This is a genomic window from Planktothrix paucivesiculata PCC 9631 (assembly GCF_900009265.2).
Classification (GTDB): domain Bacteria; phylum Cyanobacteriota; class Cyanobacteriia; order Cyanobacteriales; family Microcoleaceae; genus Planktothrix; species Planktothrix paucivesiculata.
The window spans coordinates 361,517-384,254 of record NZ_LR735026.1 but is presented as its reverse complement, the minus strand read 5'-3'; the positions used below and the strand labels follow the sequence as shown (position 1 = coordinate 384,254).

Below are 22,738 nucleotides of genomic sequence, written 5' to 3'. Positions count from 1 at the left end.
TTAACTTAAACCGCTACACTGTCTGATTGTTGCTCAACGGCAAGGATAGAAACAAATGGATGTCAATGCACTCGCCCCTAAACCCCAGACACCGGAGGTAACAACGGAGTCCCCCCAGGTTACGGAGGAAAAAACCTGGACAATTGAAGATAGCGAAAAACTCTATCGGATTCAAGGATGGGGTGATCCTTATTTTTCGATTAATGCGGTGGGGAATGTGACGGTTTCCCCAAAAGCGAACCGAGGGGGATCTTTGGATTTATTAAAATTAGTCGAATCGCTAAAAAGTCGCAATATTGAGTTACCTTTATTAATCCGTTTTCCCGATATCCTTGAAGACCGAATTGAGCGATTAAATGCTTGTTTTGCTAAGGCGATCGCCCGTTACAGTTATCCGGGGGTTTATCGGGGAGTTTATCCGGTTAAATGTAATCAAGAACGGCACTTACTAGAAGATTTAGTCCGGTTTGGTCAACCCTATAATTTTGGTTTAGAAGCGGGTTCAAAGCCAGAATTATTAATTGCTTTGGCATTATTAAAAAATCATGACTCCCTATTAATTTGTAATGGTTATAAAGATCAAGAATATATTGATACTGCCCTATTAGCCCAACGATTGGGACAGACGGCAATTATTGTTTTAGAACAGATTGAAGAAGTTAATTTAGTCATTGCTGCGAGTCAACAATTAGGCATCCGTCCGATTGTGGGAGTCCGGGCTAAATTGAGTACAAAGGGAATGGGACGTTGGGGCGGTTCAACGGGCGATCGCGCTAAATTTGGCTTAACGATTCCTGAAATTATGGACGTGGTGGAAAAGCTGAAAAAAGCTGAAATGTTAGACAGTTTACAACTGTTACATTTTCATATTGGCTCCCAAATTTCTTCGATTAGTGTGATTAAAGATGCCTTGCAAGAAGCCAGTCAAATTTATGTGGAATTGGCAAAATTAGGGGCGAATATGAAGTATTTGGATGTGGGCGGCGGTTTAGGCGTTGATTATGATGGGTCTAAAACCAATTTCCACGCCTCTAAAAACTACAATATGCAGAATTATGCTAATGATGTTGTCGCCGAGGTTAAAGAAGCCTGTGAGGAGCGAAAATTACCAGTTCCGACGTTAATTAGTGAAAGTGGACGGGCGATCGCTTCCCATCAATCTGTCTTAGTGTTTGATGTGTTGGGCAGCAGTGATATTCCCATGGATGAACCCCCAGTTATTACGGAAAAAGATCATCTAATTTTAAGGAATTTGGATGATACTTATCAATCAATTAATGAGGATAACTACCAAGAAGCCTATCACGATGCTACCCAATTTAAGGGGGAAGCGATTAGTTTATTTGGGTTTGGTTATTTGAGTTTAAGCGATCGCGCTAAAGCCGAAAAAATTCATTGGGCTTGTTGTCGAAAAATCCTAGAAATTGTTAGAAATTCCGATTATATTCCCGATGAATTAGAAGACCTAGAAAAGATTATGGCTTCGATTTATTATGTCAATCTTTCGGTCTTTAAATCCGCCCCCGATACCTGGGCAATTGATCAATTATTCCCAATTATGCCGATTCATCGATTAGATGAAGAACCCACAAAACGGGCAACTTTAGCGGATTTAACCTGTGATAGTGATGGCAAAATTGATCAGTTTATTGATTTACGAGATGTAAAATATGTTTTAGAATTACATTCTTTAGAACAGAGTTCCGATTTATCTCAAAATCCCAATGAAAAACAACCCTATTATTTAGGAATGTTCCTAGCGGGGGCGTATCAAGAAATTATGGGAAATCTGCATAATTTATTTGGGGATACTAACGTTGTTCATATCAAATTAACTCCCCAAGGATATCAAATTGAATCCGTAATTAAAGGCGATACCATGAACGAAGTATTGGGTTATGTTCAGTATGATACGGAGGATTTAATTGAAAGTATTCGTCGCCAAACCGAACAGGCGTTAGAACAAAAACGGATTAGTTTAGAAGAATCTCAACTGCTATTACAAAACTATGAACGCAGTTTGCGGCGTTATACCTACCTCCATTAACCCCGTAGGGTCAAACCAATATTAAATAGAATTATAACCGCTAAAGATGATCCCCCCTAACCCCATTAAAAATGGGAAATTAGGAGGGATAATTTAGGCATTTAATATAACCTCTTTTCCCGCAAGACAAGTTATAATTATTCAATAAAACTATTAAGAAAATAATAATTTGGCTAAAAATTATGCTGCTTTGCGTTTGTTCATATCTGCCAGAAATAGCTGTTGATATTTCAAGAATTTATCATGCCATTCTTTAAAACGGCGATCGCCATCACGGACTAACATTTGACGATATTCTTCCGAAGGGATATAACGCTTTTTAGTTGCCATAGTGCTGATCCATTAAATTATTTTTAGACTCTATTTATATGGTAAAATAGTAATATAATCTCGCCCTATTTATCTCAGTCTTGAGGATGATTTTTCGGCTTAGAAACCCAGAAACCCGGTTTCTGACTTTCTGAAGTTGATTAATATTCCGCAACCCAACTTTCAATTGCTTCTAATAAATTCTCCTGCGACGCCATAAAAGAACGTTGCGGGGGTGGTAAGGGTAGGGGGTCGGGAGTTATCCAACCGAGGTGTAAGACGTCGGTGAGATAGTCGCAACAGTCGAGCACTTCGGGGGTGGGTGTCCCATCTGCGAGTAACAGTATGAACAGATGGGGGGTTTGGAGTTGCTGTTTCAGGTGGATAATTTTGGTTTCTAAGTCAGTGACATTTTGCACTTTTGGGATAGTTTCATTAGGTAATAGTTTTTGATAGAGACGGTTACAAAATGCTTGGACAAACTCGCTTTTAGTGTTGAGGTTTTGCAGTCTTTTCGCGTCGATGCAATGGAGGTGGGGGTAAGGGAGTTGGCTACAAATATCGGTGAATTGTTGTTCTAATTGTCGCACGGTTGGGGTATTGCCAACGGGGGTATTATTGGTAATTTCAGGATGTGGGGTCAGGGTGTTGTGATGCCATGCTTGATAAAATTTGGGATAAGGTAGATTTTGGGCGCATGGCCAGAGGAGTGTATAGAAGTTTTTAAAGAGAGCAAAATTATTCTCGTGAACTCCATTAATTAAGTTATGTTTGAGGGGTAAAACTATATCTGTATATTGTTTTTCTGTTTTGATTATTTTCCCTAAACTCTCGGCGGTCGTCCTGCGAGTATCTTCAGACTCAGTAGTTTCTAAGACCCGAATTAACCCTCCTATTGCTAACTCATTTCCAACGGCAATTTCCGCTAAACTCTCGGCGGTCGTCCTGCGAGTATCTTCAGACTCAGTAGTTTCTAAGACCCGAATTAACCCTCCTATTGCTAACTCATTTCCAACGGCAATTTCTGCTAAACTCTCGGCAGCCCTCCTGCGAGTATTTTCAGACTCAGTAGTTTCTAAGACCCGAATTAACTCTCGTATTGCTAACTCATTTCCAGGGTCAATTTCTCCTAAAATAACGGCAACCGTCCTGCGAGCATCTTCATCCTCAGTAATTTCTAAGATCCCAATTAACTCTCGTATTGTTAACTCATTTCTAGGGTCAATTTCTCCTAAAATAACGGCAACCCTCATGCGAATCAAGTTAGAATCAGTGGTTTCTAAGACTCGAATTAACGTCTGTATTGCTAACTCATTTCCAGGGTCAAGTTTCCCTAAACTCCTGGCAACCCTCCAGCAAGTATCTTCAGACTCAGTAGTTTCTAAGACTCGAATCAATGTCCGTATTGCTAACTCATTTCCAACGGCAATTTCCTCCAAACTATAGGCAACCCACAAGTGAGTACCTTCATCCTCAGAGGTTTCTAAGACCCGAATTAACTCCCCTATTGCTAACTCATTTCCAACGGCAATTTTACTTAAACTGTAGGCAACCGAACTCCGATTCGTTTGATTCTCAGAGGTTTCTAAGACCCGAATTAACTCCCTTATTGCTAACTCATTTCCAAGGGCAATTTTACTTAAACTATAGGCAAACAACCAGCAAGTATCTTCATCCTTATCATTTTCTAATAACCAAATTAACGTTCCTATTGCTAACTCATTTCCAGGGTCAATTTTTCCTAAACTCTCAGCAATTTTTCTACGAGTATATTCATCCTCAGTATTCCCTAAAACTCGAATTAACGTTCCTATTGCTAACTCATTTCCAGGGTCAAGTTTCCCTAAACTCTCGGCAACAATACTAGGAGTATATTCATCCTCAGTATTTTCTAAAATTTTAATTAAATTAGTGATTACTTTTTCTCTTATTGTCTCTGGTAATATTGCTCTTGCGCTTTCCTCAATTGGAGCCAGAAAAGTTATCCATTCTTGCTTCTCATTATTAAAATAACCAAAACCCCATTTAACAATTTTTTCTACAATTGCATCCGATAAACTGCATTCTTTAAACTCATTAATTCCCGCAGCAGCCAAAAAATAGGCAGGCTCCCCATAAAAAAATCCACATCCATCATCAAAACTAACCAACCTCTGAATAAACGCCTCTTTCTCCCCTATCTCCACATCATCCCGCCCCAACCATAATAAAATCACCTGTTTCCATTGGGGTTGAAAAATTCGATACTCTTTCCCCTCCACCGGACAATTCCCATGATTTCGAGGTAAAAAATAATCCCAATCGTTAATCGCTAAAGCTGCAAAATATTCCTGAAACGTGGGATGGAAAAACGCATAAACCGCTTGGTCTGAATCCTTTTCCTCAACGGATGCTAACCCCACCCGATTTAACCATCCTAATTTCAACGCCCAATCAAATAGAGTATTTTCCCGTTGCGGTTTTCCTAAATACTGTTCAACAAATTTTTCCTCTAAGCGAAACCGAAATTGTTCACGGTTTATCGCATTTTTCGCTAACTCTCCTAACTTTTGATGGAGACATTCTTGCACCTCGAATGGAATTTGAAACGGTTTCTGTTCATCCTTCCATTGATAATGACTATTAACCAACCGTTGATAAAGTCCCGCTTGGGTTTCCGGTAATTTTTGCCCCCGTTTCCAAGTCCGACATAATAACCCTAACCGCAGGGGATTTTTAATTAAATCATTAATCCGGGTTTGGTTGGATTCATTTAACTGTTTTAATAATTCCTGACTCTGGGTTTTATCATTAAACCATTGTTCAATAAAATCCTGAATCTGTTGGGAATTAAAATCTAAATTGCGATAAACATCAAAATCCCTTAAGGCGTTTTTCTCCCCCTCCCAAACATTCAACCGACAGGTTAACACCACCCGTAACCCCTGCGTCCATCCTTCCGCTAACTGTTGATTAATTGTTACCAAAGGTGACGTTATCCCCATTTCATCAACGGCGTCGAGGAGTAAGTAAACCTGTTGGGAAAATGGCACAATTTGCGAACCCGCGACGGCGGGTTTTGTCTGTGTAGACGCGGTTTCAACCGCCGAATAATCCGCCGAAATATCCGTCGAAGAAGTATCCGGCGAATGGAATTCGCGGCTACACAAACGATGTCCGCCTTCGCGGACAGATGAGAAATCCAACGGCTCACAACCCGCGACGGCGGGTTTTGTCTGTGTAGACGCGGTTTCAACCGCCGAATAATCCGCCGAATAATCCGCCGAAGAATTTTGTTTTTTTGTAATCAACCTCTCAAACCCAGAAACCCATTCCGGCGAAACCCCCGTTAAACTTGGCGTCGCATCGCGTAACCAATTTTGAGTTAAATAATCTCGTATGGGTTTATCAACATCCGCCAACCGAATTAAAATCGGATAACCTAAATTTTCCTGTAAAATCCATCGAGCAATTTGATATAATAACGTTGTTTTTCCCGCCCCAGGTTCCCCAATAATAGCCAAACGTTTACCTTTACTTTTACTATTTCCCTGTCGTAAAACCTCCTCAAAAAATTGATTAGGTTCGTTATAGGTTTTGGTAATTTCTGTTTCCGCTAATTGATAAAATTGTGACCCGTCCTCCGGGTTCACTTCCTGTTTTTGTCGTTTTTCCTGTTCCCGTTTCGGTTCCACTAACCCCAAAGGCACATAAAAATTAATCCCCGTTAACGGGTTATTCTTGAAAAAGCGTTCTTCGTAGGCGTCGAGGCGAGATTCACAGATTTGATGCCAGTTAATAGTATTAGGTTGTGGTGGTTCTGGGTCAAGTTTGGGAATATTGACAATATCTGCTAATTCTAAGTTTAACGCTTTTACAATTGCGATCGCATAACCTGTATCAATAGCAATTCCTTTCAAAAACCGTTTAACTGTGTCTAAACCTACGTGAGCTTGTTTCGCTAAATACCCCTGTGTCCAGCAATGTTTTCCCGTTTTTCCCAGGTCAATGGTTTTTTCCAGTTCAACCATTCTCGCTTTAATTTTAGCGATTCCCTCAGAAGTAGCGGCAACACTGCGAGATGTAGACATTTTTTAACAAGTCTGGTTTTTTATTGCTGTTTTTAATATTATCTCAAATCCGTCTAATTATCAAGGGTAGAAAGATAAATTTAGGTGAATTGCCATAATGAATAAATTCTAGCTTAAAATTGAGAAAATATTAGAGAGATAAATCAGAAACGTGACTTGGGAGATAGAATATACTGATGAATTTAGCCAATGGTGGGATGTTCTGGGTGAACCCCAACAGGATAACATTATTAGTGTTGTCCAGTTACTAGAAGAAAAAGGGCCTAATTTACCCTTTCCTTATTCTTCTGGGGTCAATGCTTCCAAACATTCTCATCTCAGAGAATTACGCATCCAAAGTCAAGGAAATCCTTTGAGAATTTTTTATGCTTTCGATCCCCGACGCACAGCGATATTATTAATTGGAGGTGATAAAACAGGAGATAATCTATTTTATGATAAATATATCCCCATCGCCGATCGATTGTACGATCAATATCTTGAAGAACTACAACAGGAGGGTTTATTATGACAGGACATCATAAATTCAACCAACTCATTGATAATATTTCACCTGAAAGAAAAGCTAAAATTGATCAAAAAACAGCCCAACTTAAGCAAAAAATAGAGTTAAATGAATTACAACAAGCCTTTTTAGAAAAACAAACCGACCTCTATGTTAATCATTTACGAGAGGTGATTTCAACAATGGGAGGTGAATTAATTATTAAAGCTCGTTTTCCTGACCGAGAAATTATCATTAATCATTTGAGTGATTTGCTGAAAACCGAAAATTGAGTCAGGTTTATATCCTAAAGTTATAAACTTTATTTTAATCAAAACCTAGTTGCTCAAAGGACTAGGTTTTTTAGTGAAATTCGATGGGTGCAGAATGGTGCATTTAAACTGCTTTGTTTTGCTCTGGCACTTCACCAATACTTTGATTTAGCGTGGTTTCAGAGTTAAATAGGAACCTGCTATGCGACAACAATTTATTGCGATTCTCTTGACCCAACTTTTAAAGATTTCTAACGCTAACCAACGCCTAAGCGGAGCTTCATTTATTATCCAAGCGACTTGTATTGATGCAATCGGCGTTGCTTCAATCTTATCAGGAATCCCTTTAGCGTTAGTAATTCTGCTGATGATTGCCCAAGGGACGTATTTAATTATTGATGCTCATCGCTCTTTTTCTCAAAAATAACAGCATTTCTAACCCCTGAATAAAAAGCTCCCCTCTTTTTTCAGGGGAGTTAGGGGGAATTATCTGAATAGGAGTTAATATTATGTCCTGTCCTCAAGTCGGTTGCAAACTCAGAAAAACGTCCGAAAACCAAGCCGTGTGTTTAAAAAATGGTTGTGTGTTTAGGTTAGAAAAACAGCAAACTGTTGATAATAATGGAATTTTATGGTTTTTATTGATTGCGTTGTTTGTGTTTATTTTTGTGGTAGCTAGGGGATGATTAGGGGAAATTGATCATGCAGTTGTGCATGGGCTGACAGCTTACGCACTTTACTGTTATAAACAATGTTAAGAAGAAGAATCGGAAGATTTAACCGATTTCTTGGAATGCAATTGAGGATGAACATAGATATTATTCTTAATAGCAGATTTATCCGCTTTGTAGGCTTTATATAATTGCCATTGGGTCAGAAATCCATACAGGACAGCAGAGAGGAGCAATTCATAAAGAACTGGAATAAAATGACTCAGATCAAATAATCCTCTGGAATGATGAATACCCGGGAAAATCAGAAGGGGGGATTTAAAAAATTGATCTAAAAACGGTAAAAATAGTTTAATTCCTCTGCCTTCGGCAAAGAAGTCGAGGATTAAATGAGAACTATATAAAATCAATGTAAATCGGAATAACTGTTGATAGGATGTCTTCCAGATTTTACTAGCAACCCAACCAACAATTAAACTAAAACTCAACATAAAAACCAAACTATGGCTCCAGCCTCGATGCAACGGTATACCCGTTAAAGTTTGGGGAATAAAATCAAAATCCGCACAGGTTGCTACAAAAACCGGATAGAAAATATGGAGATTAAAACGGCGAAACGGATAAAATCTGGGGATTGGCTTTTGGGGCAAAAATTTACCGAGAAAATATCCAGTTGTTGCATGAAATAGGGGAGTGGGCATAAGGTTATATTCAAATAATAGACATCGAACAACAGAATATTAAAAATCCTAGCATCCGATTTTTTTAGGAATAGACATAGAATGGCTTGATCAGAAATTATAAACTTTGAATACAATTATTTAGACTAGAAGCCTAGCATACTCCATCTTCGAGATCCCAGCCCAATCAGTCGTCAATGGGGACAGATTTGGGAAGAAATTATAAAAATTATCTCGAATTCGCCCTTAAAAGGGGATAAATCTTTAAATTGAGTAGGACTGCAATTTTTAAACCCCAGGATAAAGGATAAATCTATGGCTGATACGATTTTTAACAAAATTATCCGTCGAGAGATTCCGGCTGATATCGTTTATGAGGATGATTTGTGTCTGGCTTTTCGGGACATCGCCCCCCAAGCCCCGGTTCACATCTTAGTTATTCCTAAAAAAACCCTTCCACAACTGGCCGATGCTACACCCGAAGACCACGCCCTCCTCGGACATTTGCTCTTGAAGGTCAAACAGGTTGCTAAGGACGCGGGACTAGACGGTGGCTATCGCGTTGTCATTAATACAGGTGAAGATGGCGGACAAACCGTAGATCATCTTCATTTACACATTCTGGGTGGTCGTCAAATGCAGTGGCCCCCCGGTTAAATTCTTTGGGTGAGGCGATCGCGCCCCACCCTAACCGCTCCAAACTCAAAAGATAAGATTTCCTGATTACATACATTGGGAAAAATTTTATTAAAACCTCTTTACAAAACGCAATCATCTGTGTCATATTATTAATTAAGGTAGACAAACAACTACCGACGAACCTCGACAAATACATAGCAATCATAACCAAAATGACAACCACGATTCAGCAGCGCGAAAGCGCCTCTATCTGGGAACGGTTTTGTAACTGGGTGACATCCACCAACAACCGCATTTATATCGGTTGGTTCGGTGTTCTGATGATCCCCACCTTATTAACCGCCACCATCTGCTACATCGTCGCCTTCATCGCGGCTCCCCCCGTAGACATCGATGGTATCCGCGAACCCGTTGCTGGTTCACTGTTATACGGAAACAACATCATCTCTGGTGCAGTTGTTCCTTCCTCTAACGCCATTGGTTTACACTTCTACCCCATCTGGGAAGCAGCTTCCTTAGATGAGTGGCTGTACAACGGTGGCCCTTACCAGTTGGTGATTTTTCACTTCCTGATCGGCATCCTGTGCTACATGGGTCGGGAATGGGAATTGTCCTACCGCTTAGGTATGCGTCCTTGGATCTGCGTCGCCTACTCTGCACCCGTTGCAGCAGCAGCCGCCGTGTTCCTGATCTACCCCATCGGTCAAGGTTCATTCTCTGATGGTATGCCCCTGGGCATCTCTGGAACCTTCAACTTCATGTTAGTGTTCCAAGCCGAACACAACATCTTGATGCACCCCTTCCATATGTTGGGAGTTGCTGGAGTCTTTGGTGGTAGCTTGTTCTCCGCCATGCACGGTTCCTTAGTTACCTCTTCCTTGGTGCGTGAAACCACCGAAACCGAATCACAAAACTACGGTTACAAATTCGGTCAAGAAGAAGAAACCTACAACATCGTTGCAGCCCACGGTTACTTTGGTCGTTTAATCTTCCAATATGCCAGCTTCAACAACAGCCGTAGCTTACACTTCCTGTTAGGTGCCTGGCCCGTGATTGGGATTTGGTTCACCGCTTTAGGTGTATCCACCATGGCTTTCAACTTGAACGGTTTCAACTTCAACCAGTCGATCATCGACTCTACCGGTCGGGTGATCAACACCTGGGCTGATGTGTTAAACCGGGCTAACCTGGGTATGGAAGTTATGCACGAGCGCAACGCTCACAACTTCCCCTTAGATTTAGCTTCTGGCGAGTCCGCTCCTGTGGCTTTGGTTGCTCCTCAAATTAATGGTTAATTTTTAACCTCAATAATACAGAAAACGCTCTCCGAAAGGGGGGCGTTTTTTGTTGTTTTTGGGTGGACTCCACTCTTGCACCTCATACTTCTATAGCGCGAGGGAACAGGGAACAGGATTTACCGGGCGAAGCCATGCCGAAGGCTATTGGCGCGTCTCTACTGTAATGCGTAGCGCTATAGTTGCGATCGCATTTTTCCTGAAGTTGACACCAATGGGTACGCCTATCCCCTAGGATGAATTAAATTTCCCAGTATTGACCCTATTGTTTATTGCCCATTCCCTATAATTTGTTTATGACTAAAACATTTTTAAATCAACAATTTGATTTTCTCTTAAAACCTAGTGGAAATCTTAAAGTAGCAAGAGCTTTGAGATTAACTATTGCTTTATCTGTTGCTTTAGCAGTGGGAAAATTCACCGGTCATTCGGATTTAGGTTTTTATGTCGGTCTCGATAGCTTATTTTTTCTTTTGAGTGATACCGGGGGATTTTATTCAACCCGGGCTATTTCTTTATTATTTACCGTTTTAGTTTCTACTTTATTTATTGCTTTAGCAACTTTAGTATCTCATATTTTATGGCTTAAACTTATATTTTCATTTTTTAGTTTATTTTTAGTTGGGTATATTGCTTTATATGGACATCCAGGGGTTCTGTCTGGAATGGTGATTGGTTTATTAACCTTATTTACTCTTAATTTACCCTCGGGAGATTGGGAAATTGTGAGTGAAAGAGTTATGATTTCTCTAATAGCTGGAACTTGGACAATGTTATTGTGTTTAGGGATTTGGCCACTGAATCCCAATCTTAGTTTGAAAAAATCGATCAGTCAATGTTATCAAGCCATTGCCAAATATATTAATCAAGCTGAAAATACATCTGCATCTGAAGAATTAAAACAAGTTAGTCAACTGCGAGAAACCTTAGAAAATGCCCGCCAAGCCTGGACATTAGACCGGAAATTAAGATTAGGAAATACGAGGTTAGGAGAATCAGCAATTGTTCTAATTCAGGATGCAGATAATTTAATTAATATGATTGTAACTGTAACCGAATTACTCCAACTTCATCAACATGATCCCCAATTTGTTACCGTGGGAATTTTAGTAAATGATGGGTTAGAAGAAATTGCTTTATTTTGTGATAATTTAGTAAAACTGTTATGGAATAAACCTGTTTCTGTTGATACTCATCACCTAAAACATATTGTAACTGCGATCGCCCAACAAAAACAACTCCAACAAAAAACAATTGCCGATCATGCTGAGGATTATCCCGCTTTAGTCGTCATAGAACGCATTGTTTCAACCTTAGAAACCATAATTATCCAATTAGATTGTACTGCATTAACCGTCAACCAAATCCGAAATAATCACTCTATTAATCATCTACAAAAAAATAAGATTTTATCGTCAGAAGCCGAAATATTATCAGGAATTAAAATCACATCTTGGTTTGATCCTTTGCGAGACAATTTCACCTTTGACTCTAGCTTTTTTCGTCATGGGCTACGGTTGAGTATTATGATAACCATTGGTGTAGCTATTTATAGTATAGCAGAACTTCCTCAAGGGAATTGGTTAACTCTAACTATTTTAGTGGTTTTACAACCTAGTTTTGGAAATACCTTTCAACGATTCTTTCATCGGATGTTAGGAACGATTTTAGGCGCGATAGTTACTCCTATTTTTTGGTTGTTTATTCCCAATCAATTGATTTTAGAAACTATTAATTTAAGTTCAATTGTGATCGGATTTTCTTTAATTCCTTTTCATTATGGTTTATCTGTATTTTTTATTTCTATCTTTGCGATTGGATTAGAAATGAGTAGACAAGGGGGAAATTGGCAAGTTGCTATGATTCGTTTACTCTGGACTTGTATGGGGGCAGCGTTGGCTTTTGTGGGGGCATTTTTGTTATTTAGAACCAATGAAAAAGAACAGTTATCGGTTAAATTAGTAAAAGCGATCGCCGCCTCTTTAGATTACTTTAATGCAGTTATATCGGTTTATTTAGGAACCGCACCTTATGATTTAAACTTAATTATTAAACAACGACAAAAAACCCGTTTAGCTTATTTTAATGCTCAAGCGGCTTTACAACAGTTAAGTAGTGATCCGAATACCTCCACTGCGGATATTGAACCGAGAATGGCATTATTAATTTATTTGCATCGATTTAGTCGTTCTGTGAGTGTTTTATTTGCACAACTTGAGCATTTTAGTGGCACTGAACCCCATCCCGAATTAGCTACTTTTGTTGAACAAGTTAATCAATTTTTTCTCCCTTTAGTCAGTGCTATTTTAACAGGAACTTTACCGCCCACCTTACCGACTTTTGAACCTTCAATTCAAGCCATACAAACCCATTTACAAACCTTACAAGTCACTCGCCTAGAGGAGTTTGCCAGCGATCAAGACTATACCCCCACCCGTCAAATTCTAAAGGATTATACTATTCTAGGGATTGAACTCAATCAAATGCTCAATTCCCTGAACTCCATTGACTCTACCTTTGTGCGTTTAATCCCCTCTTAAATCCAGCAAAAATCCCCTCAAATTAAATCGAGGGGTAGATAATAAAAAACTATGTTGTTAACTGTTTGATTTCAAATTAATGAATCCATTCTGGTATTGCTTCTTCCTTCGTATTTGTTCGGCGTTCAGGGGTTTCACGCACAAACTTGAGATGGACAGAACGGGTTTGTTCCCCATCGGCGGCCACCGCAAAAATCGGGAAGTCCAGCAAACCATCTTGGAAGGACATTTGTAGACGGAATGTACCATCGGAGTTGAGTTTGATCGGACGTCCACCAATCGTTAAGTTAGCACTGGGCTCGGTGGCGCCATAAACAATCAGTTCAGCATCCGCCACTAACCAGAACTCCCGAGGACGAATAGGAGGTATGGAAGCGCCCATCCCGATACCGGACATTCCCATTCCAGACATCGTATAGCCGAATCCTGCACCGGACTCCGTATAACCTACGCCCGATTGAGTGTAACCTACACCCGATTGAGTGTAACCTACGCCCGATTGAGTGTAACCTACACCCGATTGAGTGTAACCCACACCGGACTCCGTATAACCAACGCCCGATTGAGTATAACCAACGCCTGATTGAGTATAGCCAACGCCTGATTGAGTATAGCCAACGCCTGATTGAGTATAGCCAACGCCTGATTGAGTGTAACCTACACCAGACTGGGTATAACCTAATCCCGCACCAGACTCCGTATAACCCACGCCCGATTGAGTATAGCCAACGCCTGATTGAGTATAACCTAATCCCGCACCAGACTCCGTATAACCCACACCCGATTGAGTGTAACCGATACCCGATTGAGTATAGCCAATACCAGATTGGGTATAACCTAATCCCGCACCGGACTCCGTATAACCCACACCCGATTGAGTATAGCCAATACCCGATTGAGTATAGCCAATACCAGATTGGGTGTAACCTAATCCCGCACCAGACTCCGTATAACCCACACCCGATTGAGTATAGCCAATACCAGATTGGGTATAACCTAATCCTGCACCGGACATTCCGACACCCGAAGTGGTATAACCAATACCGGAAGTGGTGTAACCTAGACCCGCACCGGACATCCCGACACCGGACATGATTTGACCGATACCCGCGCCGGACATAATTTGTCCCACACCGGACATCCCCATACCCGAAGTCGTATAACCGATACCCAGACCCNCCAACGCCTGATTGAGTATAGCCAACGCCTGATTGAGTGTAACCTACACCAGACTGGGTATAACCTAATCCCGCACCAGACTCCGTATAACCCACGCCCGATTGAGTATAGCCAACGCCTGATTGAGTATAACCTAATCCCGCACCAGACTCCGTATAACCCACACCCGATTGAGTGTAACCGATACCCGATTGAGTATAGCCAATACCAGATTGGGTATAACCTAATCCCGCACCGGACTCCGTATAACCCACACCCGATTGAGTATAGCCAATACCCGATTGAGTATAGCCAATACCAGATTGGGTGTAACCTAATCCCGCACCAGACTCCGTATAACCCACACCCGATTGAGTATAGCCAATACCAGATTGGGTATAACCTAATCCTGCACCAGACTCCGTATAACCCACACCCGATTGAGTATAGCCAATACCAGATTGGGTATAACCTAATCCTGCACCGGACATTCCGACACCCGAAGTGGTATAACCAATACCGGAAGTGGTGTAACCTAGACCCGCACCGGACATCCCGACACCGGACATGATTTGACCGATACCCGCGCCGGACATAATTTGTCCCACACCGGACATTCCGACACCCGAAGTGGTATAACCAATACCGGAAGTGGTGTAACCTAGACCCGCACCGGACATCCCGACACCGGACATGATTTGACCGATACCCGCGCCGGACATAATTTGTCCCACACCGGACATTCCCACACCGGAAGTCGTATAACCGATACCCAGACCCGCACCGGACATTCCCACACCCGAAGTGGTGTAACCGATACCGGAAGTCGTATAACCTAGACCCGCACCGGACATCCCGACACCGGACATAATTTGACCGATACCCGCGCCAGACATAATTTGTCCCGCACCGGACATTCCCACACCGGAAGTGGTATAACCGATACCCAGACCCGCACCGGACATTCCCACACCCGAAGTGGTGTAACCGATACCGGAAGTCGTATAACCTAGACCCGCACCGGACATCCCGACACCGGACATAATTTGACCGATACCCGCGCCAGACATAATTTGTCCCGCACCGGACATTCCCACACCGGAAGTGGTATAACCGATACCGGAAGTCGTATAACCTAGACCCGCACCGGACATCCCGACACCGGACATAATTTGGCCGATACCCGCACCGGACATAATTTGTCCCACACCGGACATTCCGACACCGGACATGGTTTCACCCACACCCGACGCCCACATTCCCACACCCGAGGGGAAGATAAAAGAACTGACGGTTTCTTGCGGTTTAACGACTTGGTGCATTGACCCAAAGAGAGAACCCGCGATGCGTTTGGCTTCTGCTTCCCGGGATAACCCAAATAGATCGTCGTGAACACCCGCAAGGACATAGGATTTTGTGGGAAGGGGGAATTCATAGAAGGTTTTCCCCTGTAATTCTTCTTCCCAAGAAACAGTAATAAATTGATCGTCAATAGATTCTGCGGGATAAACTGGAGGAATCCGAGTCGCCGCAGAACGGGCTAATTCTAACCAACGACCATCAACACAACGATAACCAATTTCAACAACATAATCTCGATCGCTGACCGGAATCGGTAAATACCATTCCCGCGCTAACTCATCACAGGGATATTCTTGAATACTGTGGGGAGTTTGATAGTCTAAATCAATATCAGTAACATCATAGATCCGCAAGGCTAACTGTTGTCCACCTTGGCTGCGAAACATTTCCTTCTGCTCGTTAGAAACCTCCCAGTAAGCATAGGCCCACTCAGGATCTCGAGGCATCATCACAATCTGGCTTTCACCATATCCGGTGGGTAAATCCGCTAAACCCTCATCCACGGAGGACAGGGAATCAGTGATCGGATAGTTCTGACCGACTAGAGAAAACTTTGCGGCTTCCACTTCTTCTTGTGCCTCCAATGCGCGAGATGGATTAGGGGTTCCAAACTTCTGACTGTCAATTTCTTCAATAGCTTCTAAAAGCTGAGATTTACGCATTCGACTATAGCGAGAAATCCCATATTCACTTGCTACCTTGCGGAGTTGTCGCAATGTCATATTTTCTAAAGGTGGGCGTTCCTTTGGCATAAAAGAGTGATCTCCATTGGCTTAAACAGCAGATTGTTGACATCCTCCCCGACGTTAACCTACAGGGACTCCTAAGACTTATGACTTAGGTTTGTTTCTGTTGCTTCCCCAATTCATTCAAGCCTAACTAGAAGTTAGGGGTTTTAGACCCAATTTCTCGATAACTCTGTAGGAATTCTTCGGGATCATGGGGATCGCTTGATTACTCACCATATTGCAGAAAATATTAAGTTTGGTCAAGGGGTAAATCAATATTGATGAGTAAATATACACAGTTTTCGGGATTGTGGGGATCGTTATGTCATGAAACCCTGACATTTGGGGGTAAAAAAAACCTCTTTGGGGATCAAAGAGGGAAATTTCCATCAGCGCATCACTTGCCAATCTTCAATCCGCCAAGCTCCATCCTTACGAATCAAGCGATACTGAATCTGTAAAGAGGCATCTTCAGTGTTTTGGGCTTGACCGCGGCTGAAAAACTGGGTTTGTTCCTGAACATTGGCGATCGCGAGGGCTTGATTCGGATTAGTCTGATCAATCTGGACTTCACTGACTTTCACGTCGTGTTTATAAGTGCGATGGGAACCCTCTTGTTTCATGTTTTGTGACATAGCCACCCAACGGGCCAGGGCTGGATCAACTAATATTTCCCGCAGACCCTCCACTCGATACTCTGGCCCCAGGGCGGCGGATTTTGCCGATAACCATTGATTCAGTTTGGCTTCAGCCACTTCTGGGGTGATTTTTTCCGGTTCGGCGGTAACGGGCGTCGGTTCAGGAATCGGTAAGGGAGGCTGGCTCAACTGCACCATCGCCTGTTCCCCCTTCAAACTTGGCCCAGACCAGCCCAAAACATCGGCTAAGGCCCCAAAAGCCCTGGAAAGTAAGAACCAAAGCAACCAAACTGCGAACAACCCTCCCAGACCCAGAATTAATAACCGACGCCATTGACCAGAATCATTTTTCCGTTGAATCCGACGCAGACTACTACTATTGGCAGAACTAGAAGCGGTTTTTGGGGCGGGAGTTGGAGGGACAGGGGCTGACGCGGCCGGGTCTGGAAGCGGTTGAGGGGCAGTTTCGGACGAACTGCGACGGGAAGATTCAGGCATTTTGCGATTTCCCTGCAAGGAAGTTGTCGTAGAACCCGTTTCTACCGCAGTCCGTACACTGGCTGGGGGGGGTTGGGGGGGAGCTAAGGGTTCTTGGAGACTGGCACTCGATACTATATTTCTAGCGGCTAAAGTCGCCGTTAAAGCGTCTAAAGAAGCCTGGGTAAGTTGGGGACTCGTTTCCGTTGTAGCTGGGGTCGTGGACTTCGATGCCGAACCCGCGGCCGTCGTCGGACGTCTCGGTTGAACTACTACCCACTCATTAGATGTGCTCCCCGTTTCATTGGGTAAGGCTTCTAAATAGGCCTGGACATGGGGATCGGCAAAATAATCCTTCAAGGACACCGACTTATCCAGCAAATCCCGAAAATGGGGAAATACCTCATCCTGTAACCAACTTTCGGCGTAGAGACATAACCCAGGTAACAGGTCGGGGGAATTCTGGGAATTTTCTCGGATAAAAGCAATGGGTTCCCGTTCCTGACTTAATTCTAGGGAACGACTGGCTTCTTCGGTTTGCCCCAATAGTAGGGCACAAACGGCCTTTTCTAAATGCACATCTTGCCGCCGCCCTAACTGCATCAGCATCAATTTAGCCTTGCGAATTAGGGCGGGTTGGGCTTCCGCAAATCCTTGGGCAATTAAGGCATAAACGGCTAAATAGGTGGCAACGGCCGAGGGGCGACGGGCTTCTGTTTCAAATAACCCCTGTTGTTCGGTGGTGGTCATGTAGCGACGGAGTTGCTGCACAAACCGCAGAAAGTCTTCAACGCCTAAACCTGACCCGTCATCGCCCTGACCATCAATACCGCCCCGTTCGTGGAGCATTTCTCGGAGGAGTTGCAATCCTTTTCGACGTTCTGCGGCTTTTTCTAGGGGGAGTTGGAGTAATTCTAAAATCCGATAGGGACGGAGTTTGTAGAGATCCGTTTGCATTTCACCTCTTAAACTGGCAAATAAGCTTTCCCTTAATAACAGATTCTGTCCGGCTTCCAAGGAAGAAGCGGCATTTTCATATTGTCCTTGTTGCCATTGTTCTCGACCCAGTTCTAAATAGGCACTGGTGACGGTTAAAACAATATCGGGAACAATTAGGGAGGCTTCCCCAAAACGGCCATCTTTGAGGCCAATACTTCCCGTATTCAAATAGGGGTGACAGAGTTTCACCACCAATTCATATTCCCCTAACTCATGCAGGAGTAATAAAGCCCCCACAAATTGTCGATCTTCGATCTCAATACTCGGGGTATGAGCATCGATCACGGGTTCGAGGGCGGTGGATTCGGGGCTGGCCCGTTTCCCAAAAGCCGGAGTTTTGACTTCTGATTCGGGTTCGTAGGTTTTAGCTAGAAACCCCATATCATAAGCATTTCGCTGATCGGCATCCGATAAAATAGCATAGGCCTCGTCAATCAACTGTTTGCGCGCAGCGATCGCTAAATCAGAATACTCCCGTCTCGGAAGTTGCAAAGTGCGATCGCGGTGCGCTTGCTTCAGTTGTTCTGGAGTTGCTTGAATCGGTAAGCCTAATATTCGGTAATAATCGAGTGGAATACGCACGGGCAACTTCCCCAACGGTGAGAAACTGATTTAGCCATATTAGCAGGAAATGGCGGAATGGGAAGAACCTAGAGGCAGCTATTAGCGCAGGGTGACAAATTCTTCTCCACTACTCGGGTGAATTCCCATGGTGTTATCAAAGTCTTTTTTGGTCGCTCCCATATTAACCGCGATCGCCACCCCTTGAATTAATTCCGCCGCATCTTTTCCCACCATGTGAACACCTAAAACCAGATCAGTATTAATTTCCACAATTAATTTCATGAATACCTTATCTTCCGATCCGGTAAAACTATGGAACATCGGACGAAAACGGGCCGTGTAACATTTAATATTATCCCCAAATTTTTCCCGGGCTTGGGTTTCTGTTAGGCCTACGGTCGCAGCTTCGGGATAGGAAAAAACCGCCGTAGCAATATTTTCATGGGTAATAAATCGGGGTTGATGACCAAATTCTGTATCGGCAAAAGCTCGTCCTTCGGCGATCGCTACGGGGGTTAAATTCATGCGATCGGTACAATCTCCCACGGCAAAAATATTAGGTTGATTGGTACAACTATCAGCCGTTACCACAATTGCCCCTTTTTTATTAATTTCTATCCCGGCATTTTCTAACCTTAATCCGGCTAAATTCGGTTTACGTCCGGTGGCACAAAGTAGGGCATCTACGGTTATAGATTTTGAGTTTTTCCCCTTAAAACACAACTTTAATCCGGCTTCGGTCTTTTCAATTTTTTTAATCACTTTTTGGGTTAAAAACTCAATCCCATGACTCGCCATCCCCGATTGAATATTATTTCTAATATCCTCATCAAACCCATTTAAAATCAAATCTCGGCGAATAATTTGGGTAACTTCACTGCCTAATCCCTTGAGAATACTAGCAAATTCTACCCCAATATAACCCCCACCCCAAACGGCAAATTTTTTAGGTTTTTCTGGGAGTAAAAACATTTCCCGGGAAGTAATACTATGTTCAATACCAGGAATATCAGGTTTAACCGCTTCTCCACCAACAGCAATTAAAATTTTATCGGCGGTTATTTTTTGATCGCCCACTTCTACCGTATGGGGATCAATAAATTTAGCATAACCAGAAATGAGTTCAACTCCAGCTTTTTGTAAAAAACTAATATGTAATTGACTTAACCGTTTTACTTCCGTATCAACAGCCGTAATTAATTTATGCCAATCAAATGTAGGTTCAACTTCTCCCCATCCGTAACCCTGAGCATATTTGTACATATAGGAAAATTGGGAAGCATAAACCATTAATTTTTTCGGAACACAACCCCGAATTACACAGGTTCCCCCGACTAAATCATGTTCGGCGATCGCAACTTTTGCCCCATAGGATGCCGCCCGTTTGGAAGAAGCTAATCCCCCGGAACCTGCACCAATCACAAACAAATCATAATCATAACTCATATTTTTTATGACCCTTTAATATTCATCTGTTCAATACACATTAAATTATAGGGGATTTTCCGTCGTTATAGGGAATAGGGAATGGACAATGGAGAAGGTGTATAATCTTTAGTAAACAAGGGACAAAATAACTTGTAATTATATAATAGAGTTAATATTCTCAGGTTAAACAATATGCAGTCCATATCATCAGAAATACAGCCCATTAGCATCCGAGATCCTAAACAAGTCGGGGAAGATAATTCCAATATTCCCGTGATCTCTGAACCCCTAACACCTAGTGACCTGCTATCGGGGTTATTTTTATTAACGGAAAATGCCGATAACGTTGAAATTGCCCCCGGAGTCTTAGGAAGTAACCCCGTGGCCATATCTAAATATCCCAACGGGTTAGCCGCCTTGGGGGGAGATGATTATGTTCGGGGCTCCACAGACCCGGAAGCAATGAAGGGAAATCGGGGCAATGACACCCTCGAGGGTCAAGGAGGCAATGATACCCTGTGGGGGGGTCAGGACTCTGATCTGCTTTACGGGGGTAAGGGAGATGATCTGCTCAGTGGCAATTTGGGCAATGATTATCTGTTTGGAGATGCAGATAATGATTTACTCCGACAGGACTTACGCAAGTACGCTATATATAGCGTGTCAAAAGTAGGCGATCGCATACCAATGATAATAGCAATCGCCTGATTATTTATTTAAAAACAAACCTAAAACAATCAAACAAGTTCCATTTTTATCGAAGGGAAATTCAGTTCTTTGATTAAATAATTTGACAGAGATTCGGCTTTTAACTGATGGACAATAATAAATTTTTCCTAATTCATCAATCATTGCCATTAGTTTTTGTGACCCATACCAACTATCCATAAGGACTTTTGCGAAGGGGAGTTGTTTTTCTGTTACCAGATTATTCAACATATCAGCTACATGATCTAGTTTGGTTTTATCATCATGCTCTGGCTGATATATGCGATAATCAATTACCCAAAATAAACCCAATTCTGGATTAACATAAACACAGTTAACTAACCCAATGCCTGACAGTACACGATGTTCTGTTCCGCTATATTGACGACGGACTAATTCAATCTTTTCTCCAAACCTTTTATCGAATACTGTATCATCAAAAATGATCGCACTATTTTCACTGATTTGGATATCTTTTTTGATATTTTGCCACAAAGATTCCGAAGTAAAATTTTCTTTGGTTAAGTAACGGTTTATGGTATCATGGCTAACGTTTTCTAAGTGGTTGGCTAAGTTATTTAGAGTATAATTGTTTGGGCTGCTTAATAGATATTGGCAGTAATCTAATTGGCTAAACGACATATTTTCTATCCCAAGTTAACTTAATCAGTTTAGCATAAATATTGACTGCTAAATATCTGTCAATCAGTATAATTTTTGTGTCTAAATTTTATATTGCTGGCGCAAATACTTGAACAATTGGCAGCGTTCGCTGACTTACTGCACACTATATATAGTGTCCTTGCGTAAGTCCTGATTGATTAAAGGAAAAGGAAATTATTGTGCAGTTTTAATAGATTTAGAGAAATCGGAATTAATTGCTATCCTCGAAAAAAGAACACAAGAAGAAATCAAAAAAGTGTTGATGGGGTGGGGAAGAGAAGTGTTAGAAAAGATAGAAGAAGTCAGTATAGATCTGTGGAAAGGATACAAAAGCTTAGTCTTAGAAATCATGCCAAATGCTCAAGTTGTAGCGGATAGATTTCATGTGATGGTACAAATCAATCAGGAGTTAGATTGGCAAAGAAAACAAGAAAGGCGGAAGGAAGAAAATTTGCTAAAAACAGCAAAGTCCGAATCGGAAAAAGCCAATTCTGAAAAAGTTTTAGCCGGATTGAAGAAGAGTAAATACGCTCTCTTGAAGAATGAAAAAGATTTGAATGAACAACAAAGCCGGAAACTAGCGGAAGTGAAAGAGGTTTCTCCTACCCTAAAAAGTATGCAGGAATTCAAAGAAAAAATTCGTCAAATTTTTGAGGAAAAAAATGATTGGTTAGGGGGATTATGGCAATTGGGGATGTGGTTAGATGAAGCTAAAAAGTATTTCCCGAAAAGTCAAAAGACAATTATTCGATGGCTAGATGAAATTATTGCGTACTTTGATCATAGAACAACCAGTGGAGTAGTGGAGGGAATTAATAACAAGCTGAAACTGATTAAACGTTCGGCTTATTGATTCAGAAATTTTAAAAACTTTCAAGCAAGATGTTTACTTAATTGGCATTTTAACTAAATTTTTAGCATACTAGATACTGAAGAACCTGATTCTTCTATTCATTATACTCGGAGACTGACAAAAGAGGTCTAAAAGTGGTTTGAATAAATCAAT

The 22,738-nt window shown here is 41.9% G+C and carries 17 protein-coding genes and 1 pseudogene; 10 read left to right on the top strand and 8 right to left on the bottom strand.

The genetic code is table 11. The features are described 5' to 3' along the window. Positions 1-55 precede the first annotated feature (55 nt). Complete coding sequence (gene speA / locus PL9631_RS22300; protein ID WP_083623766.1) at positions 56-2,047, top strand: biosynthetic arginine decarboxylase; 1,992 nt, start codon at positions 56-58, stop codon at positions 2,045-2,047. Between the two features lie 180 nt (positions 2,048-2,227). On the opposite strand, the gene PL9631_RS26325 is transcribed toward speA, so the two are convergent. Both PL9631_RS26325 and PL9631_RS22295 read right to left on the bottom strand, forming a co-directional pair. Continuing rightward, positions 2,228-2,377 carry a hypothetical protein gene (locus tag PL9631_RS26325; protein ID WP_197046468.1) on the bottom strand — a complete coding sequence of 50 codons (150 nt, stop codon included), beginning with the start codon at positions 2,375-2,377 and terminating at the stop codon, positions 2,228-2,230. Positions 2,378-2,517: 140 nt separating this feature from the next. After that, positions 2,518-6,426 (bottom strand): HEAT repeat domain-containing protein, encoded by a 3,909-nt coding sequence (locus PL9631_RS22295; protein ID WP_083623765.1) that lies wholly within the window; start codon positions 6,424-6,426, stop codon positions 2,518-2,520. Between the two features lie 151 nt (positions 6,427-6,577). On the opposite strand from PL9631_RS22295, the gene PL9631_RS22290 reads away from it, so the two are divergent. The 4 genes from PL9631_RS22290 to PL9631_RS22275 all read left to right on the top strand — a co-directional run bounded on the left by PL9631_RS22290 (position 6,578) and on the right by PL9631_RS22275 (position 7,868). Then, positions 6,578-6,937 carry a type II toxin-antitoxin system RelE/ParE family toxin gene (locus tag PL9631_RS22290; RefSeq protein WP_083623763.1) on the top strand — a complete coding sequence of 120 codons (360 nt, stop codon included), beginning with the start codon at positions 6,578-6,580 and terminating at the stop codon, positions 6,935-6,937. Beyond that, complete coding sequence (locus PL9631_RS22285) at positions 6,934-7,203, top strand: hypothetical protein (protein WP_083623761.1); 270 nt, start codon at positions 6,934-6,936, stop codon at positions 7,201-7,203. Before PL9631_RS22290 ends, PL9631_RS22285 begins: the two co-directional genes overlap by 4 nt. 181 nt (positions 7,204-7,384) lie before the next feature. Beyond that, positions 7,385-7,609 carry a hypothetical protein gene (locus tag PL9631_RS22280; protein WP_083623760.1) on the top strand — a complete coding sequence of 75 codons (225 nt, stop codon included), beginning with the start codon at positions 7,385-7,387 and terminating at the stop codon, positions 7,607-7,609. Between the two features lie 82 nt (positions 7,610-7,691). Beyond that, on the top strand, positions 7,692-7,868 hold the full coding sequence (locus PL9631_RS22275) for a hypothetical protein (RefSeq protein WP_156090656.1): 177 nt from the start codon (positions 7,692-7,694) through the stop codon (positions 7,866-7,868). A 68-nt stretch (positions 7,869-7,936) separates the two neighbouring features. On the opposite strand, the gene PL9631_RS22270 is transcribed toward PL9631_RS22275, so the two are convergent. Then, complete coding sequence (locus PL9631_RS22270; RefSeq protein ID WP_083623753.1) at positions 7,937-8,554, bottom strand: metal-dependent hydrolase; 618 nt, start codon at positions 8,552-8,554, stop codon at positions 7,937-7,939. A gap of 294 nt (positions 8,555-8,848) precedes the next feature. On the opposite strand from PL9631_RS22270, the gene PL9631_RS22265 reads away from it, so the two are divergent. The 3 genes from PL9631_RS22265 to PL9631_RS22255 all read left to right on the top strand — a co-directional run bounded on the left by PL9631_RS22265 (position 8,849) and on the right by PL9631_RS22255 (position 13,007). After that, entirely contained in the window at positions 8,849-9,190 is a 342-nt protein-coding gene (locus PL9631_RS22265) for a histidine triad nucleotide-binding protein (protein ID WP_083623751.1), read from the top strand. 194 nt (positions 9,191-9,384) lie between these two features. Continuing rightward, the gene (gene psbA / locus PL9631_RS22260; RefSeq protein WP_083617855.1) at positions 9,385-10,467 is read left to right on the top strand and encodes a photosystem II q(b) protein; all 1,083 of its coding nucleotides are present in this window, start codon (positions 9,385-9,387) and stop codon (positions 10,465-10,467) included. A 296-nt stretch (positions 10,468-10,763) separates the two neighbouring features. After that, positions 10,764-13,007: an FUSC family protein gene (locus PL9631_RS22255; protein WP_156090655.1), complete on the top strand. Its 2,244-nt coding sequence runs from the start codon at positions 10,764-10,766 to the stop codon at positions 13,005-13,007. A 76-nt stretch (positions 13,008-13,083) separates the two neighbouring features. On the opposite strand, the gene PL9631_RS22250 is transcribed toward PL9631_RS22255, so the two are convergent. From PL9631_RS22250 to gor, 4 genes are all read right to left on the bottom strand, one after another. Further along, positions 13,084-13,344 carry a hypothetical protein gene (locus PL9631_RS22250; RefSeq protein ID WP_331281285.1) on the bottom strand — a complete coding sequence of 87 codons (261 nt, stop codon included), beginning with the start codon at positions 13,342-13,344 and terminating at the stop codon, positions 13,084-13,086. Continuing rightward, the gene (locus PL9631_RS27225) at positions 13,331-16,249 is read right to left on the bottom strand and encodes a DUF4912 domain-containing protein (protein WP_456238473.1); all 2,919 of its coding nucleotides are present in this window, start codon (positions 16,247-16,249) and stop codon (positions 13,331-13,333) included. The genes PL9631_RS22250 and PL9631_RS27225 overlap by 14 nt, the downstream gene beginning before the upstream one ends. A 395-nt stretch (positions 16,250-16,644) precedes the next feature. Continuing rightward, positions 16,645-18,951, bottom strand: coding sequence for an IMS domain-containing protein (locus PL9631_RS22240; RefSeq protein WP_083623745.1), 2,307 nt, complete (start codon positions 18,949-18,951; stop codon positions 16,645-16,647). Between the two features lie 81 nt (positions 18,952-19,032). Beyond that, positions 19,033-20,379, bottom strand: coding sequence for a glutathione-disulfide reductase (gene gor / locus PL9631_RS22235; protein WP_083623743.1), 1,347 nt, complete (start codon positions 20,377-20,379; stop codon positions 19,033-19,035). Between the two features lie 174 nt (positions 20,380-20,553). Here gor and PL9631_RS22230 point away from each other — a divergent pair, with 174 nt between their 5' ends. After that, positions 20,554-21,069, top strand: coding sequence for a calcium-binding protein (locus tag PL9631_RS22230; protein WP_083623739.1), 516 nt, complete (start codon positions 20,554-20,556; stop codon positions 21,067-21,069). 90 nt (positions 21,070-21,159) lie between these two features. On the opposite strand, the pseudogene PL9631_RS22225 reads toward PL9631_RS22230, so the two are convergent. After that, positions 21,160-21,711: pseudogene (locus tag PL9631_RS22225) on the bottom strand (transposase); the annotation flags it as partial. Positions 21,712-21,886: 175 nt separating this feature from the next. Between PL9631_RS22225 and PL9631_RS22220 the strand changes: the two are divergent. Then, a complete protein-coding gene (locus PL9631_RS22220) occupies positions 21,887-22,585 on the top strand; it encodes an ISL3 family transposase (RefSeq protein ID WP_231516821.1) in 699 nt (232 codons plus the stop codon). The last annotated feature ends 153 nt before the right edge of the window (positions 22,586-22,738 follow it).